An 18,333-nucleotide genomic window follows, 5' to 3' on the forward strand; every position below is an offset into this window, starting at 1 on the left:
TATGTGGGCTTTCATTTTGCCTAAATCGTTCCCCCACCCGCCGCGGGGCGCTCTGGGTGGGGTACCGAAGAGAAGACAGGCTGACCGTAGAGAAGACAAGGTAAAGACAGACAGGTTGAGAATACATGAATGACAGTTCACCCAAACAAGTGGTCATCTTCCTCGCCCACGCTATAGTCGCGTGGGGGCTGTGCGGCGCAGTCATGGGAGTCGGGTTGAGTGTCTCGACAGAAGAGACAGCGTTGATCGCGCATCTCGTCGCGGCACCATTCATCGCAGCAGGTGTATGGTTCGTATACTTCAAGAAGTTTGCATACACAACACCGGTACAAACGGCTGGGCTGTTTATTGGCTGTGTAATCACCCTCGATGTCCTGATCGTGGCGCTCTTGATCGAAAAGAGTTTCGATATGTTCAAAAGCCCAATCGGTACATGGATACCGTTCGGGCTGATGTTTGTGGCGATTCTGCTGGTCGGTCGAGTGGCGGGTAATTCGCCAAGGAAAGATGGATTCCCGCATTCGCGGGAATGACAGAAGGCGTGCGAAGCGCAAAAATGCGAATTATCGCCTTCGACGGCGCTCACCTTTCGACTGCGCTCAGGGGGACAACGTCTGATTTTCAGCGGTTTCGGCCTGCCTGGCTCGTCATCCGGGCCGGTGTTACGATTCAATAGGATGAAGGACAAAATGGCTATCTAAGGTGGCCATTTTGTACTCGTTCATGTCCTGTCCAGTCACTTCGGTTATTGCCGAATCAAGGGGGTAGAATCTGGTTGGAATACAACCGGCGCACAAACCGCCGCTAGGCAAAGCTGGGAAGATGATGCTGACAACTCTGACGAAACAACACAACGGCGTTGCGACATCAAAGCACGGAACCGGGGGCGTTCAACATGGCCGTCGACGGGGGCTGACGGTCTCGAAGTTGAATCCGGAGATAGGGGTGCTTAACCGCTTTTCAGCCAAGGGGGCCGCGGTACGGTTTGGTCAAAGGAGGCTAGACAGAGGTGATCCTGTGTGGGAGGTAAGCGGCGGTCAAGTCGCAACGAAATCAGGATTCACTTCTGGCGCCAGGGACGGCGGGTGTGAGGTTATGACCGCAGTACTTTCTAAGTGGGGCGTTGCGGTCAAGCGAAGGGGGGAGGTCGGGACCCGTTGTCGGCTCGGATTCGATCGCAAGAGAGAATTCGGTTTGGCTCTCAACGGCCCTCTCTCCCACCTTTTCTTAAACTCAACTGAGCAGCAACATGCTCCAATCCGAAGCGGTGCGGTGACTCTTGGGAGGATGAATGTTCTTGGTCGGTGCGGTTTCGGCACTGCATCGGGATCACTACATCCGCCGCTCCGGCCACAATTATGGCAGTCTGGGACTATGACATACAACAGCTCCAAAAAACGACCAGGGGGAACAGGCCTGTTCGACGTGGGGGCAAAAAGGGTGGCTAACACAGGGGCGTCGTCGGGACAGAAATCGGGTCGTCGTTTGGGAGCGCGGGTAGACTGGCAGTGTCTGGTGGGCATCAAAAGGGGGACTGACTCGACACAGACCAAAAGGGGGCTGAACGGACAGGATTTCGTTCGTCAATAATCCAGACTGAGGTGGGGAGGTCAAGACCCTCCCCACCTCTTGCTCTATTCGCCCAACTATAAAGTGGAAAAAGTGACTTAAGAGAAAAAAACTTCTTTGCAGGAATCAGTCTCTCTGATTCCGATCCTCTTGCTGCACGACGCGCGGGTCAACCGGACTTCCCGCGCGTTTTTATTGTAAGCAGTCGGAAGCGGCTACTTGCTGAAGAAGATCTTATTGAAAAACATTTCAGCCGGGCAGAATTTCGTGAAAGAAGACTGAATCAGATTGAGTCCGACAAAGGCCGCCAGGAGCAAACCGTAAGGCGACACCAGATAGTACAAAGTCAGGGACAGCAGCACAAATGACCCCGCCAATAGTCTTACCATGTTTTCTACAGACATCTTAACACCTTTCTATTATGACCAATCAATCCAGCGCTCCAATATGGACCTCAGAGCGATGACCATCCTCAAAAACCATACGTAAGTTTCAGGTAGACATTGTCGTTCTTATCAAACTGCCCAAACTCGGTTGCTTCATGCCGACCTTCAAAAACATTGGCCCCGGCAGCTATCGATAGTTCGTCTGAGTACTTGTACTCGGCCGAGGTTCTCAGGTGGCCGTCTTCGTCAGTGGGAGAGTAGAAGACAAACATCGATAATGTGAGCAGTTCATCATAGAGCAGTCTGGTTACGCGCGAAGTAATCAGGTGCCTGGTTTCATCGCGAACAAAAGCGGCTGCGGCGCTCTGCTGTTCTTGATAGGTGGTCCAGTCGGACATGATGTCAATCTGCCACTGGGCGTTGACAGTCAAATTGGTAGCGATCTGTCGTTCAAAGCCGATCATGCCGGTGACCGATGAATTCGGCATCAGTCGGTTTTTGCCTCGTTTGTCCTGACGCGAGTCGAAGTACCCGGTTTCCAACCAGACTATCCCACCGGCCAAAGGTCCGCGCAACGAAGCGCCGTACAGATTCAGTTTCGGATACAGCGGTGTCATCATATTGCCAACAACCGTGACCCCCAGCGGGTTCTTGTAGAATCCATGGTAGAAATATAGAGCAGCGGCACAGGACCCAATGCGACGGCTCAGCCTCAGTGCTATCTCGCTGTTTTCAAACTTCGGGTCCGGCCTGGGTGGATCGAGATAGAATCCTTCACCGACGATTGTCATGCCGTTGAAATAGCTCAACCGTCGTCCCGTAGGCAAACGATTGGGTTCGAACCGAGGCGTCCACACAAGTGACAATGAACCAATAGCGGAATAGAAATCCGCTCGGATAGCATTCTGCGGCGCCTTCAAATATTGATCGTCACGTCCCACAAAGAACGACCGATAGTCTTTGGCGAAAACGTCATTGATAAAAACCAGATCGCCGGTGCCCCAGGTAAGGACCTGTCGACCTGCCTTGAAGTCAAGATGGCTACCCAGCCGGAATTTCATGTATCCTTCGCGCAGTTCCCAATAGTACCCGGCGCTGTCGGCGCCATCGTAGAGAAAGTCCAGGCGTCCGAAGAACTCAGCCCCGTCGCCGTAATGTTCGGCGCGAAGTTGCATCCGCGTCTCTGAGGCTGTTTGTTCGGTGGCCGTTGGGTTGGACTCGTCGAGCCGCCCGCCGTAAAGAGCCTGCAGGAATCCGTCGAAAGATACCTCGGCCAATGCCGAGCCGGTCATAGTCACCAGCGACGTCAGGATTATGATTGGGATTTTCTTCACGTTCCGCACCACCTACTTTATGTAATCCCGAGGCGGGTTTTTCAGATATCGTTCGGTGAACAAAGAAGCCTCGAGGCCGACATTGTATCGGATACTTGAAAACTCAATCAGCGTCTTGCCGCCCTTTTTCAGATTCTCCATCGAGCGGGCGGTCATTGTGGTGATGCCGTCGATAACCTCGACTCTCTCGGCTGTGAACAGGCGCACCATGTTACCCTTTTTGTCGAAATACTCCTCTTTCAGCGGTAGAAAGTTCGCCTTGTCGACGTAGGTCATTTTCTGTGCAAACCCTTTGTAGCTTTCTTTCGGGACCGACCGGACGACATAAACGGCGCGTTCGTTCAAAGTCGAGTCGGACAACAGCGTGTGTTTGTCTTCACCATAGTGACGACCGGATACATCCTCGTAGCTGAAATGTGAGCCTACGAAGCTCGAATTCTTGTCATCGGCCGAGATCGGTTTCACCAGGTCAACCGACGGTACGTAGATCCATCGTTGATCGTTTCCGTGGGGCGATTTGTGTACCATGAAGGTCAGCCGGGACACGTCGGACGGTTTCCGGAAATAGGTGTAGTATCTTTGATTGCCGCCATCTTCTTCATCAAGCCTAAGCATAACGAATTGCTTGATCCGTTCTTTGCCGCGTTTGCTTACGATACGCATGGTGACCTCAGCCACGCCATCGTCGGCGGCGTAGTAGTAAGCCAGATGCGACTTTTGCATAATATCGTCGGCGCTTTGGGCAAACACCGGGGTTGATACAAGAAGAGAGTTCAGCAATAGCGATGTTACAATCGTAATAGTTTTCATTGTAGTATTCCTCCTGATTTCAGTTACTCGCCCTTGTTTGTATTTGTGGTCGGCAGCATTTTTTTGTGGAAGGTCCTTGCAACGGCCGGCAGCAGCAACATGGTGACCAGTCCTGATACGATCATGATAGCCAGAAAAAACGATCCGACCGTGATGTACGGAACCAGGCTGGAGAATAACATGGGCACAAAACCGATTGCGATAACCAGTACGTTACGCGCGATAGCCCTCCCCGTGCTCTCGAACACTTCTTCGAACGAGGCCCGGAAATCGTTGGTTCGTTTGTGTATCATGCGCAGGCGCTGGATGAAATGAATGGCGAAATCGATCGACAGGCCGAGCGTCAACGATGACAGCACCGCCACCGGCATGTCGTAGGGTTTACCGATATATCCGATAAAGGCGTAGATGGCCATGATCGTCATAGTCAACGGCAGCATCGAGGCCAAACCCCAACGCCATGAGCGGAACAGGAACATCATCATGATCAGCACAACCACATAAGACCCTAACAGGGAGTTGCGCATTCCCGTTACCATCTGATCTTGCCATTCGATATTTATGTACGGCAGACCTGCCCAACGGGCGGTGATTCCATCCGGCAGCGGGTGTTCAGCGAGATACCTATCCCCCCGCTCGACTACCGATGACACGGCCAGGTTGTCGCCGTTTTTCATTTGAACCCAGAGATTCACCTGATCGTACTCCGGCGTGACAAATTTGAACAGATCATCAGGGTCACCGCCGGACATCTCGTAAAGGAACAGCATTTGACCTATTTCATTCGCGTTGTCGGGCAGGGTAAGTTTGGACGAATCCGCGCCGAACAGTTCATAGCGAACCTTTTTGACGATATCCGGCAGACCGGTCACGGCGCCGACTATTTCGTTTTTGACAAGATCGTCCTGGAGTGCTTCCAGATAATGCTGGACGTCGGGGCGTTTCATGATATTTTCTTCGGCACCTTCCAGCACCAGGTAATTCATGTAGGTTCCGGCCAGATGCATATTCATGGCGGCATCGGCGACTCGGATCGGGTGCGATCTCTTGAACCACTTGACCGGATTGTCGTTGACCACGATCATCGAAAGTCCCACCGCAGAAATCACCATAAGCGCCAAAGCACCCAAAATGATGGCTTTGTTGCGACGATAAGAGAAGCCGCGAAAGCCGTGCATGATTTTTGCGAGCGCACTGTTTTCACTGTCCTCGCCACCGAAATTGCGTAGCGTCTTTTCAGAGATCAGCATCCCGATAGCCGGATTCAAAGTTATCGACAACAGCCAGGCCACCAGGATTCCGAAGGCAACAAAGATACCGAAAACCTGAACAGGTGGAATGGGAGCCAGTGTCAGAGAGAGAAAACCTGCGAAGGTGGTAAGGGATGTAAACAGCATCGGCGTGAAAAGCTCCGAGATAGTCTGTCGGATAGTGGTTTCTTTGGATTTTCCCTTCCTGTAATTATCGTGAAACTCAGAGAGAATGTGAACGGAGTCCAGCACTGCTATCGGCATGAGAAAAATCGGAATCATCGAAGACATTATGTGAACGGTGTTGCCGGTAAGAATCAACAGACCCATCGACCAGATTACCGTCATCATAGCCACAATCATGGGACCCGCGACGACTTTTGCCTTTCGGAACAGTATCCACAGAAGCAGGAATATGATCAGCATGGCGGCCGGGGCCGAGTATGCCATCTGCGCGAACATCTGGGCGCCGAATGAGTCCTCAGCCATCGGCAGCCCGGCGATGTGTACTTCGAAACCAGCCGCATGTTTGTCTGCAATCGCCTGTATTTCTGTTGCGATCCGGCGCGACTGGTCCTTGGATTCAATCGGCACCATGATGGCGATCGCTTTGCCGTCCTCACCGGCCAGCTTGCCACGCAGAATGGCGTTGTCCTGAATGCGGGCAAAAATGTGATCGGCCTCGGACTGTGTTTCGATCTCGTCGGCCATCAACGATTCGATGATCAGCTCACCGGCTTCGCCCTGATTGATATCGTCGACCGTCGATGGAGCCATGATGTCCTCGGATATCACGCCGTCGATTTCCTCAATCTCGGCGGTAATCCGGTAGATCCGATTGAGAATATCCGGTGTGAAAGCGGACGGTTCATTGACAATTCCCACGGCCAGAAAATCCGACAGCCCGAAGAGTTCTTTCATGTCATGTTCGAAAACGCGCACCGGCTCGTCTTCGGCCAGCATATTCTCCGGATCGGTATCGATTTGAATCTTGGGAAACTGGGCAGCAAAAAAGGCGGTGATCAAAACCGCGATTACAATAACCCAGATAGGTTTCTTAATGGCGAATTCGGTAAGAGCTTTTTTCATATTCGGAGTCTCTTTCGGCTTCTATTCTTACTTAGCTCGTTAGATAGGTTGCTTTGGAAAATGATTCAAGAAAAAGTGGACTGGGTCAAGCCCTGTTTTTCGAGCTGCTCGCACCGCCCGCCCCCCGGGTACCTCACAACATGCCGTGGGTTCTGTTGGCGGGTGCTGGGTGGCCGTCTCAAACCTTGTTGGGGACGGTTGGCCATGCTTCGACTCCGCTCGGCATGTGGTTGTGGGCGGCAAGTGGAAGTCACTGGTGGCCGTCTTCGTCTGTCCCTTCGGCGGGTTCACGCCGCGGCGTGGGCCCGCCTTGACCGCGTCAGGACCACAAGGGTCCTGATCTACAAGAGCCGTCACGCGGGGTCGCATGACGGCACAAGAGAAGATGGACCCCGGCCTTCGCCGGGGTGACAAACACGGCCACCCGTCGTCGCTGTACCCACGTGGCGCACGAGAACGTACACCACGCACAAATCGCAGGGTGAGATGACAAACGTGCGGTGAACAAGATCCACCCCCAAGCCGGGCTTGAGGGTGCCACCCAGCCATTGTCGCCCTTCGACTCTGCTCAGCGTGACAGGGTCAAGCCCTGTTTTTTGCGCAACGCGCGATGCACCAAAAAGTGATTTATCACCGCGAAGCGCAGTAAGCCATTTATGGCCCGAACTTCTTGTTCCAGCGTTCGCGAAGCAAGCCGGTTAGTTTTTCATTGAGAGCAGCAGGCAACGGTTCTTCTTTACCGTCGCGGCACAGTGTGACCGTTTGCCTGAGGCTGTCGACCATGATTCGGCAGTTGTCACATTGGCCTATATGCGACTCGATCTCGGCGCACAGTTCGGGATCAACGCCGCCATCGAGATAGTCGTTGAGACTCTGTATGTAGTCAGGACACTTTTTTGCCATAACGATCCTCGAATTCTGAAGACAACGTCTCACGCAAGGCCAGCCGGGCGCGCAGGATACGAGACTTGGCCGAGGCGACGCTTTGGTTGGTCAACCCGGCCACCTCTTTCACCGACAGTTCTTCGACATAGCGCAAAAGAAATGCTTCGCGGTATTTGTAGGGCAACGCCGCCACGGCATCATCGACCAACTGTTTGATTTCGCGCGACTCCATCAGTTGATGTGGGTCCTTCCAATCGAACAGTCGCAGACTATCATGATGACCATCACCGTGCGTTGAACCGCCGGGAAGATACTCTTCAATCGGCTTCAAATCGGCTTGCTTACTTTTTGCATGCAAGGCTCTGGCCTGGTTGAGAGCGATACTTGACAACCAGGTGCCGAAGGTCGATTCCTGGCGGAACTGATCGATCTTGTCAATCGCTTTCAGGAAACTCTCCTGCAAAATATCCTCGGCATCTTCGTTGTTGCCGGCCAACCTTCGGATGAGGGCGAAAACTTTTTGCTTATTGGCCTCGATCAGTTTGGCAAAGGCATCAAAGTCGCCGGCTTTGGCCTGGGCTACTAATTGCTTCTCATTCATTTGACGGCAATATAGGCAAAACGATTCAGAACCACATAAAACAATTGTGGCGCATGGTGAGCGGCGGCGTGAACCTGCCTTGACCGCGTCAGGACCACAAGGGTCCTGACCTACAAGAGCCGTCACGCAGGGTGGCATGACGGCAGAGGAAAAGATGGACCCCGGCCTTCGCCGGGGTGACAAACACGGCTACCCGTCGTCGCTGTACCCACGTGGCGCACGAGGACGTACTCCACGCACAAGGAATGGCGGGTGGTGCGAACACATCATTCGCGGACCCCAGGCGAGTCGCCTGACAGCACCGGCAATCGGTCGCACGAACACTGCGTAACAAATGAACCCACTCTTGACAAGCGGCTCTGATATCTGCATCATGGCCCGCATGAACAGCTCAAACCATCGGCTACTCGGTCTCCCTGCCAAGTATCTTTCCGGACCGGCCTTGTACGCGCTGGCCACCGTGGTCGTGCTGGCTTGCTTTTTTGAACTGTGGCGTTTGGCCTTGCTTATCAGACAATGGGACCTGGCGGCGGCGGTACCGGGAGTTGATCTGTTCAAGTCGTTCCTGATCGGTTTGCGTTTCGATCTTGTGATCGCCTGCTACCTAACCGTGGTCTTCTACGTTCTGTCGATCATCCCTTGGCTGGAAATCACACGAAGGACCTGGGTGCGACGAGTTCATCTGGCCTTTATGACAGCCGTGGCCGCCGTCATCTTTTTCATGCACGTGATAGACCTGGAGTTCTTTTCATTTTTCAATTCCCGTCTCAACGGTATGGCCCTCACCTGGCGCGACACGCCGGACATGGTTCTATCTATGGCCTGGAACATGTTTCCGGTAATCTGGTATTTCCTGCTGATTTTGGTCGTGCTGCTTGGATTCGTCTGGTTGATGCGGCGCCTGCAAGCCCGGCTGCTGATGAGCCAAAAGGAGGCTCCAATCTGGCTGCACTGGGTTTACCTGCCGTTGGTTGCGGCGTTGTTGTTTGTCGGCGCCCGCGGTCGCTTGGCTGACAAGTCGCCCATCCGAACCGGCGTGGCTTACTTTTCCGAATACGATTTTGCCAACCAGTTGGCATTGAATCCGGCCTTCACGTTTTGGCGCGACGCCATATACGATGCGCGCGACAAAGGTCGGTTGGAAGAAATGATGGCCACTGTGCAATCATCCGGCGGCGAACCGATGGTGCGACGATTGCTGGGTTTGCCCGATAGTCTGGTACATCGAAGCGATGAGAAGATTCTCAGGCCGGTGCGTTTCGCGCCACCCAACGACGATCCACCGAATGTAATCCTGGTAGTGATGGAATCATTCGGCAATACCAAATTGGGTGCGCTGGACAACCGCTTTCCACATGATTTGTCTCCTTGCTTCGATTCTCTGGCGGCCGAGGGTATCCTGTTTACGAATTTCTATTCGGCCGGGATGCATACCTACACCGGCGTGTTCAGCACCCTAACCGGGTATCCCCACCAATTCACGGAACTGGTGATGAAGCAAGTGCCGGGACACACGCACTTTCATTCATTGGCGGCTATTCTCAAGGGTCATGACTATCAGACGTTGTTTTTCACCACCCACGATCCACACTTTGACAACATGCAGGGCTTCACCATGTCCAACGGCGTCAACCGCATGTACTCATCGCTCGATTTCGATCCCGATGAATGGATAGGCACGTGGGGCGTACCGGATCATATCTTGTTCGATCGGGCTGTCGAGGTGCTGAGCCAGGGTAAACATGACCGCTTTTTCGCGATGCTCTTGTCCACTTCCAACCATGGACCCTGGCAGGTCCCCGATGTGCCGTTTGAGCGCATTCCGGAGGATGTAGACAGAAGCGATGAACTGAATGCTTTCAAGTATTCCGACTGGGCGCTGGGGCGGTTCGTGCGGCAGATTCAAAACGATCCTGCCATGTCCAATACCCTGATATTCATAACGGCCGACAACGGCACGCCCTTTGCACCGACATTAGACCTGGACCTCAGCTACCTGCAAATCCCGCTTTTGATAATCGACACCGATCACCGGTTACCGGCTGGAAGACGTATTGATCGACTGGGCGGTCAGCTTGATATCCTGGCCACGGTTATGGGACAGGTGCGTCTGGATTATGACAATTATAGTTTTGGGCACGACCTGCTGGACAGCCTGGCGCCAATCACCGACTTTGCCCAGTTTTCCGAGTGGTTCAGGGTGGGCTATATTGAAGGTGATTACTACAGCATTTACCGTCTCCGAGGCGAGCCGGGCTCGTGCTACCGACTCGACGACCTCACTGTCGACCTGGCCAAAAGTGAGCACGAGCTGGCCCGTCCATATCTGGACAAAGCGGCCGCCATGTTCAAAACAGCCTATGAAAACATGAGTCGCCCGGTGCGATCAGCTAAGCTGATTGGAGAGGTATCTCGATAATCGGCCGGGCCGGTCGAACGATTTGACTTGACACAACCGCCAAGAAGGGTGTAAACTCTTAACTTACGTGGTTTCACAGAGTCAAGCCGAGTTCATATTCGGCAGAGATGTCGGGAGCTTGGCAAGCCTGGTAAAGGATTCTGGCGTGACATGCCCACAGTATTTGTCTTTTCTTCACGTCTAGGCAGCATAGAAACTGGAGTGGTGATGGCCGATGAGGGAGTTGTCGATGGTCGGATAGCTGTTGTGCTATCCCGAAAGATGAGGACGCTGGTCTCTTTTGCCGTGTTTGGTTTGATATCTTTGGGAGATGACGATGACTGAATCCGACCACAGAGATTCCGGTGTAAACTCTCAGCCTTCCGGTTTTGTCGGCTTACGCATGAAAATCCTAATCTCGTTTGGAATGCTGTTCATCATCACACTTATCGGTATCGGCTTGACAAAGGCATACGGTTTGCCGTTTTCCGGATTTGATGGTGAATTCAACAATCAGCAGGCTCTCCGATTTGGGCAGTTAGGACTCTTGGCCGACCTTAAAAAGGGGCAACTGTTGGCTTGGTTGGATGAGCGCAGCCGTGATCTGAGGCTGGCTTCGCAGGCGCCCACTATAGAATCTCAGGCGACTCGGTTGGACGAGCTTCTGCATCGTGAAATAGGTAGGGGATTGAGTGGTGACCGCTTATGGGCAAGTATGCAGACGAGCGATCTGTACTCAGAAGTCCAGGCACAACTCAGGCGCATGCGAGATGCCTACGGTGATTTCGAAACGGTCTCAATTGCTGATCACCACTTTGGCCTGGTCATGGTATCCAGCGACACAACTCTGGTCGGGTGGTCGATAATCGATCGAGACTACTACAAATCCCTGCGCGTTGCCGGGGAAGTTCATGTCACCGACATCAAGCGCGACTCTGTGACCGGAAAACCACGACTCCTGTTTTCCAGTTTGATCTTTGGGCCTGCGACCGGCTCGGGTGAACCCCGAGAGGCGGTCGCCGTGATGACGCTGGCTATTGATCCGGACAAAGTCCTCCGCCCTATCCTGCAAACTGGCGAAGGTCTCGGCAGAACCGGAGAGGCGTTATTGATCAACAGCGATACGCGGATTCTGGCCTCGCTGAAACATCCTTTGACCGATGGCAGTATGGCTCGACCGCTGGAATACCAGATTGAGGCGGAGCCGGCCAGGTTTGCTTCTCGGGGGGAAGAAGGAATTATCAGAGCCCGGGACTATCGTGGCGTAGCTGTCCTGGCCGCCTACCGGCATCTCAGGCTGTCAACCGAAATAGGTTGGGGGCTGGTGGTCAAACAGGATGAGCAGGAAATCTTCGCCGATTTGCGTGAGGAAATATCGTATGTCGTAGGCATAAGTATTCTTGGGACCCTTTTGTCCCTTATCTTAATCGCACTGACTACCAATTGGCTGACCCGTCCTATCCGGAATCTGGTAACAACGGCTAACGCTGTTACCGATGGTGATCTTTCAGCGCGCGCCACGGTAACTTCAGCCGACGAAGTGGGGCGCCTGGGGGCCACATTCAACACCATGATTCAACGAATCCAGTCCTGGCATCAGGAATTGGGCGAGGAGGTGAGGCTTCGCACCAAAGAACTGAGTACAGAGCGAGAACATCTGGCCGTCACACTGCGCTCTATCGGTGACGGCGTAATCGCCACCGACCTGGCCGGCAATATAACCTTCATGAATCCGATTGCAGAAAGAATGACGGGCTGGACGCTTTCCGAGGCCGAGGGAAAGTCGATTGAGGATGTGTTTGAGATCGTCAATGAAGACACCGGTGAGAAGGCGGATAATCCGGTCGTGCGTGTACTGAGTGAGGGAGTCATCGTCGGGCTGGCCAACCACACTTCCCTGATCGCAAAAGACGGCACGGTTCAGCCGATTGACGACAGCGGCGCGCCGATCAAGGGAGAATCCGGCGAAATTCTGGGTTCGATTTTAGTCTTCCATGATATTAGTGAACGTCGCCAGGCCGAAAGTCGTATCGAGCATCTCAACTCAGTTTTGCTGGCTGTGCGCAATGTCAATCAGTTGATAACTCGCGAAAAAGAACCTCACAAGCTGGCCCAAAAAGCATGCCAATGCCTGGTGGAGACACGCGGCTTCTTCTTTGCCTTCATGGTGCTGGGCGGCCGGGAATCAGGTTCTACCTTTGCCTGCCAGGCGGGTCTCGACGAGAGTTTTGAATCTCTGGCCGAGAAATTCGATCGCGGCGAATGGCCCAACTGTTGCCTGCGGGCGAGGGATGTCGAAACGGTGGCTATACTAAGAGATTCGAGCGAATGTGGCGATTGTCCGCATGTCGTTCTGGATTTTGACGCAGGTATCCTCAGCACCAAGTTGACCCATGAGGATGACTCCTTTGGCTACCTGGTGGCCGCCATCCCCAAGGCGTTAGTGGATGATCCCGATGAGATTGCGCTTTTTGAGGAAGTCGCCGGTGACATCGCCTTTGCTCTTCATAGTATCGCACAGCAGGAAAGAGGCCAGGAGGCTGTCCGCAAAGAAAAGGAAGTCGCCGACAAATTCAAACTCTCCATAGCTAACATGATGGATGCCTATGCACTGCATGGGGGGATCTTTGATGAAAATGGCCGGATGATCGACTATCGATTTGTCGACTGGAATCCCGCCGCCGAGAAGATTACCGGCGTGAAGGCTGTCGACATCGTCGGCAAGAGAGTATTGGAGTTGTTTCCAAACGTGATCGAGCGCGGTTTGATGGATCGTTATGCCGAGGTAATGGCTACCGGCAAACCGGCCCATATTGAGGACTTCTACTACGAGGGCGACGATCTCAACATGGCCTTTGACATCTCCTGCTTCCGGGTGGACCATAGGCATTTCGTCTGCACCTTTAGAGATATCACCGACCGCCAACAGGCGGAGGATGCGCTGGCCAAAGAGCGTGAACGACTGGCCGTGACACTTTCTTCCATTGGGGATGCCGTTATCGCCACCGACATCGAAGGAAACGTGGTTCTGTTCAACAAAATGGCTGAGCAGCTTACGGAGTACAAAGAGTCCGAGGCGGTGGGTCAACCATTGGGGGCGGTTTTCAGAATCATCGACGCTGAAACACGTCAGGACATGGATAGTCCGGTGACCAGAGTGGTCCAGACCGGCAAAGTGATTGGTTTCACACGGCAAACGCTTTTGATCGCCAAAGACGGCACCGAGCGATCCATCGACGACAGCGGCGCGCCTATACGTGACCCGGAAGGTCGGACGATCGGCGTGGTGCTGGTGTTCAGGGACATCACCGACACCAAACGCCTGCAGGAACTGGCTGTGCGCGCCCAACGACTGGAAACAGCCGGCCGTATCGCCGGTCAGGTGGCCCACGATTTCAACAATCTGTTGGCGCCGCTCATGGCTTACCCTTCGTTCATCAAAGAGGCTTTGCCCGAAGGCGACGATGCGCGTGACTTTGTCGACAAGATCGAAAACGCGGCCGAGCAGATCGCCGAAATAAACCAGCAACTGCTTACCCTGGGGCGACGAGGGCACTATACCGTGGCGCCGTTCTCGCTCAACGATACGGTCAGGCAAGTCGTCAAACAACTCAGCCCCTTGCCGTCAACTCTGGCGGTCGAGGTTGAACTGGCCGAGAATCTCATGCCGGTCAAAGGCGGCGCCTCCCAGGTTTTCCGCGCCATAGCCAATATCATGGCCAACGCCCGCGACGCCATGCAGGATATCGGACGTCTCTCTGTCAAGACGGAGAATTTCTATCTGGACAACATGGTTGGAGTCTACGGCCCCATCCCCATGGGAGAGTATGTAAAACTGACCGTCTCGGATACCGGCAGCGGACTGCAGGATGATCTCATGAGCCGGATTTTCGAACCGTTTTTTACTACCAAAACGACCGACAGGCGACGCGGGTCCGGACTTGGGTTGAGTATTGTACATGCCGTAATGGAGGACCATCGCGGCCACATTGATTTGTACAGTTCTCCCGGTGAAGGAACATCGTTCTTTCTTTATTTCCCGGCCTCTCGTGAATCGATTTTGATCGATCCCGGCGACGATCACATTGTCGGCGGGGATGAAAAGGTGCTGGTGGTCGACGACGACCCATTCCAGCGCGATGTTACCGTGACCTTGTTGAAGAAACTGGGGTACGACGCCTCGGCGGTCGAGTGCGGTGAAGCTGCTGTCAATCTGCTCAAAGAGAGTTCCTGTGACCTGGTAATACTCGATATGATCATGCCGGGCGGAATCGACGGCGCCGAAGCTTATCGGCAGATCCTCCGCCTGCATCCCGACCAGAAGTCTATCATCGTGTCCGGTTATGCCGAAAGTGACAGGGTTCAGGAAACGTTGAATCTGGGCGCCGGTGTTTTTGTGCGCAAGCCCCTGACCATCAAGTCGCTGGCCCACGCGGTCCGCAAGGAGTTGGATCGAGTGCAATCCGCGTCTTAGCAAAACCAGCAGCAGTGGACGACATGCGCGAAACTTCTATCAACAAACGATGCGGGTGGCACCCTCAAACCCGGTTTGGGGGTGCTAAATCACTTTTTGTGTTTCGCACCTTGTTACTCACGCAAGCACTTCTTACGGCAGCACGCGCGGAGCGCAAAAAACGGGCTTGCCCGCCGCCCGGGCAACCAGTAGGCGATCAAAGACATGCGCGAAACTTCGTCCCATATACGACCCGAACACGATGATTCCCGCCCAACCTTGCGTATTACATGCGAAATAGTATCTTGACCGAGTGTGAACATGGAAGATGCAAGAGAACCACAGTTGGCAACAGCTGGAGCAAACCAAAAAGACATTGGCAGAATGAGATACAGATGCGCAACGCCACGATATACTTGTTCATTGCAATAGCCGGAGCATGGCTGTTGATGAGTTGTTCCGAGGAGAAGACAATCGTCCCTTCTGCCAGGACCATGTATTACGCCGATGTCAGACACATCCTCGACGTGAAGTGTGCCACCACCGCCTGTCATGCCGGGAGTAAACCGGCGGTTGGGCTGAACATGGAATCTTATGAAGATATCCTGGCCGGTTCGGAAAACGGTCCGGTGGTCGTGCCCGGTAATGCCGAAGCCAGCCTGCTCTATCGCACCATGGTCGGAACCAGTGCGCCGGCCATGCCGATAGACGACACCCTCCCCCGTCAACTGAGCGATAGTATCGGCAGTTGGATTCGCGACGGACTTTTTGAGAGCGACTGATGCATCTTTCAGAGAATCCGGTTGATCAGAAAACCTATTCTTAAGTTATCAGCGTCAAAAGGGAATTCGGCTCCAGCCAGATATTGCGACGGATTGATTCGCACCTGGTTGGTAATGAACAGTTCAAAAATGTGAGCGCCGGTTTCCAATTCGAGACCTAGCGCGACCGGGTTGTGGGAGTTTGACTTGTTCGAAAGTACAAAAGAATACTCGCCGACAAAACTCAGATGCGAACGCACGAACCATTGACCATGGGTCCCCAGCGTAAACGTGTTTTCAATATCCCTGGCGCTGATATCGCGGTTGTACAGAAAAGAGGGCACCAGACCGACGGCTAACCGCGGGTGCGGTTGCAGATCGATAATCAACTGGCCGAAAGACTGGAAGTGTCGGCTGTGGCTTTTGGGTCTTATGATTACGCTGTCTCGGTGATCACGTCGGGATGTCTCCACCGGGTTCCAGGCCACTCCTGCTTGAACGGCGGCCATGTACGACATGGCAGATTCTTTGGATTGCAGCAGGCTGTGTTTGATGCAAAGATCGGTGTTGGCATCTATACTGCTTCGACCCAAAGTAATCATCCAAGCGTCATTGATCGCATGTCCCAAGGCCAAACGCATCCGGGCCGGTCCGTCAAAACCGTAGAGAACGTCATAGCCGTCGGTTATAGGCGGCACAAAACGATGCGATATCTCAAACTCGATATCGCCGGTTTTTAGCATGGCCGCGGTCGGTAGCCCCAGCACCTTGGTGGAATGAAAAACCTGAAGACCCAACTCGATCTCGGGATCGGATCGCTGCCATTTTGGCTGAGCCAAGGATTTCGTTGGCCATAACATAATAACCACAAGCAGTGCTGCCGTGAGGCTGACCCATCTTAACATAATTCCTGCCTTTGTCTGTTACTTAGCGATCTTTAGAATAAACTCAAGCCGGACATTAATGTCGTCGTCCACTTCCATCATCATCAGGCTGGGCATTTCAATATCGTAGTCGGACGCTTTAACCGCAAACTCACAATGGATGGTCAATCCCTGGTCTGTCGATACCGCCGAACCGGACACCTGGATTTCTTTGGTGGCGCCGTGCAGCGAGAAGACACCGGTTGTATGTACAACAAAAGAACTGTCGGCCATAGATTCCACCTTGGTAATCCTGGCTTTGTAGGAAGCATAAGGGTACTTTTCGGTTTCGAAATATCGTTCTTTCAGGTGGCGGTTGTACATGCCGTTGCCGGCATCAAAAGTATTGAGTTGCACCTCAAAATAGACTTCACTGGATTGTAGTTGAGAATCATCGGGGGGAAATCCTTCACCCTCCCAGTAAGCGTAGCCGTCGATTTTGTCGGTATTGACTTCAAAGTCTATCAACGGAGACTCTGAAACGAACGATACAATTGTTTCAGGTGACCGCTCGATGTGGTACTCGGCCGACGACAGCTTCAAAGCTGTCATACTAACCAAGGTGACTACGAGAAAACAGCGACGGCAGGCGTGATGCTTAGTCATGCGGCCTCGTGGTTAACCTCAATTCCAATCCCGCGCTTCATGACAGCCGACACTCAGATCGCTACAAGTCCTGTCGATAAAGACACCACCTGAATCAATTTGGAACTCGATAGTTTTCAAACCGTCGACATGATACGCAGGGCCGATAACCTCCAGATCGGCATCAACGACAGTGGCGTGGCACTGTTCGCAGCCAACATTACTCCGTGCATGGCTACTATGCAGCCGGTCAATGAACCCGGGGTTCGCGCCGACATCATGACAGGACCCGCAGGCTGCCTGGTCGGCACCGATCCAGTAGGGCGTGTTGGTAAAGAACCCGCCGGTGAAATTACCATGGCAGTAAGAATTGAAACAACTGTTTGCCCCACGATTCCACATGACAGTGGTATCAATGCTGTTCCAGGTGACTTCAGCTATAGAATCTATCCGGGAGGGTTCTTCAAAAAGTGAGTAGTCAAAGTGAGCCGAATCCCACGAAACTTCGGGAACGATGTGGCAGGCCACGCACGCCATACCGGTGAAAATAGTAGCATCGACCGTGTGAGCCTGGTGCGCCCCGACCGCGCGGGTATCGGGGGCTACCTCCCCTCTCAAGCCGGGGGGGGGTGCGCCGGTATTATCCCGGAAGCCACCGTGGCAGGCAACGCAATTGTCCTGGCCGCTGCCGTGGCATTCGAAGCAGGATACTTCGGTGATCCCGCCGGTCAAATCGTTGTCATGACATTTGAGACAGTCCTTCAGTCCATTGGTCAGGACATCAGTACCATGAAACCCTTCCGCCTGGGTCGTCATCCAGACCGGCGGATGATATGTCGACCAGGGAATGCTGTTTTCTTCCGAGTCGCAACCGAGGAAAACTACAACTAAACCCAGGGAGATCAGCGCCAACACCGACCGGGACATAAAACCGGAACTTTCGACCGAGAGAAGCGGCCTGGAGGTTTCACTTTTGGCGGTTATGTCTTTCATTCGAATCCAGTGATGCGCTGCTTGTCAATACGGATGGTTCACAGTTCCTTTTGTTATGCGGAACAATATAAGCTGAAAGTCTAACAACAGTCAACGATGTTAGGCTCCCGGAAAAGTGGGTCCGCGTTTAGAGATTTTTCTCATCGGCCGGGTGTCACCCTCAAACTCGGTTTGCCGGTGACAGGCAAACCTGGTTTATCGCACATCGCACGCTTATAACCTCATGCTGAGTGGAGTCGAAGCATGACCTCTGCGAAACCACATTATGGCTCAGCAGCGATAACCAGGCTTGACTG

Annotated in this window: 13 protein-coding genes; 4 read left to right on the plus strand and 9 right to left on the minus strand. The window is 53.4% G+C overall.

Translation table 11 applies throughout. The features are described 5' to 3' along the window. Nucleotides 1-125 precede the first annotated feature (125 nt). Nucleotides 126-533 (plus strand): hypothetical protein, encoded by a 408-nt coding sequence (locus OEV49_06145; protein ID MDH3890646.1) that lies wholly within the window; start codon nucleotides 126-128, stop codon nucleotides 531-533. A 1,251-nt stretch (nucleotides 534-1,784) separates the two neighbouring features. Here OEV49_06145 and OEV49_06150 read toward each other — a convergent pair. From OEV49_06150 to OEV49_06175, 6 genes are all read right to left on the minus strand, one after another. Continuing rightward, nucleotides 1,785-1,973, minus strand: a complete 189-nt coding sequence (locus tag OEV49_06150) for a DUF2892 domain-containing protein (GenBank protein ID MDH3890647.1) — start codon at nucleotides 1,971-1,973, stop codon at nucleotides 1,785-1,787. A 68-nt stretch (nucleotides 1,974-2,041) separates the two neighbouring features. Then, a complete protein-coding gene (locus tag OEV49_06155) occupies nucleotides 2,042-3,289 on the minus strand; it encodes a hypothetical protein (protein ID MDH3890648.1) in 1,248 nt (415 codons plus the stop codon). A gap of 12 nt (nucleotides 3,290-3,301) precedes the next feature. Further along, on the minus strand, nucleotides 3,302-4,099 hold the full coding sequence (locus OEV49_06160; GenBank protein ID MDH3890649.1) for an outer membrane lipoprotein-sorting protein: 798 nt from the start codon (nucleotides 4,097-4,099) through the stop codon (nucleotides 3,302-3,304). Nucleotides 4,100-4,122: 23 nt separating this feature from the next. After that, nucleotides 4,123-6,438: an MMPL family transporter gene (locus OEV49_06165; protein MDH3890650.1), complete on the minus strand. Its 2,316-nt coding sequence runs from the start codon at nucleotides 6,436-6,438 to the stop codon at nucleotides 4,123-4,125. Nucleotides 6,439-7,092: 654 nt separating this feature from the next. Further along, on the minus strand, nucleotides 7,093-7,341 hold the full coding sequence (locus tag OEV49_06170) for a zf-HC2 domain-containing protein (GenBank protein ID MDH3890651.1): 249 nt from the start codon (nucleotides 7,339-7,341) through the stop codon (nucleotides 7,093-7,095). Beyond that, entirely contained in the window at nucleotides 7,322-7,924 is a 603-nt protein-coding gene (locus OEV49_06175; protein ID MDH3890652.1) for a sigma-70 family RNA polymerase sigma factor, read from the minus strand. The genes OEV49_06170 and OEV49_06175 overlap by 20 nt, the downstream gene beginning before the upstream one ends. 334 nt (nucleotides 7,925-8,258) lie before the next feature. On the opposite strand from OEV49_06175, the gene OEV49_06180 reads away from it, so the two are divergent. From OEV49_06180 to OEV49_06190, 3 genes are all read left to right on the plus strand, one after another. Then, entirely contained in the window at nucleotides 8,259-10,343 is a 2,085-nt protein-coding gene (locus tag OEV49_06180) for a sulfatase-like hydrolase/transferase (protein MDH3890653.1), read from the plus strand. 316 nt (nucleotides 10,344-10,659) lie between these two features. Further along, on the plus strand, nucleotides 10,660-14,796 hold the full coding sequence (locus OEV49_06185) for a PAS domain S-box protein (protein MDH3890654.1): 4,137 nt from the start codon (nucleotides 10,660-10,662) through the stop codon (nucleotides 14,794-14,796). A gap of 374 nt (nucleotides 14,797-15,170) precedes the next feature. After that, nucleotides 15,171-15,557 (plus strand): hypothetical protein, encoded by a 387-nt coding sequence (locus OEV49_06190; protein MDH3890655.1) that lies wholly within the window; start codon nucleotides 15,171-15,173, stop codon nucleotides 15,555-15,557. A gap of 8 nt (nucleotides 15,558-15,565) precedes the next feature. Here the strand turns inward: OEV49_06190 and OEV49_06195 are convergent, their stop codons facing one another. From OEV49_06195 to OEV49_06205, 3 genes are all read right to left on the minus strand, one after another. After that, the gene (locus tag OEV49_06195; protein ID MDH3890656.1) at nucleotides 15,566-16,396 is read right to left on the minus strand and encodes a DUF5777 family beta-barrel protein; all 831 of its coding nucleotides are present in this window, start codon (nucleotides 16,394-16,396) and stop codon (nucleotides 15,566-15,568) included. Between the two features lie 63 nt (nucleotides 16,397-16,459). Then, nucleotides 16,460-17,065, minus strand: coding sequence for a YceI family protein (locus tag OEV49_06200; GenBank protein MDH3890657.1), 606 nt, complete (start codon nucleotides 17,063-17,065; stop codon nucleotides 16,460-16,462). A gap of 18 nt (nucleotides 17,066-17,083) precedes the next feature. Beyond that, the gene (locus OEV49_06205) at nucleotides 17,084-18,037 is read right to left on the minus strand and encodes a CxxxxCH/CxxCH domain-containing protein (protein ID MDH3890658.1); all 954 of its coding nucleotides are present in this window, start codon (nucleotides 18,035-18,037) and stop codon (nucleotides 17,084-17,086) included. Nucleotides 18,038-18,333 lie beyond the last annotated feature (296 nt).

This window comes from Candidatus Zixiibacteriota bacterium (assembly GCA_029860345.1).
In the GTDB taxonomy this organism is placed as follows: domain Bacteria; phylum Zixibacteria; class MSB-5A5; order GN15; family FEB-12; genus JAJRTA01.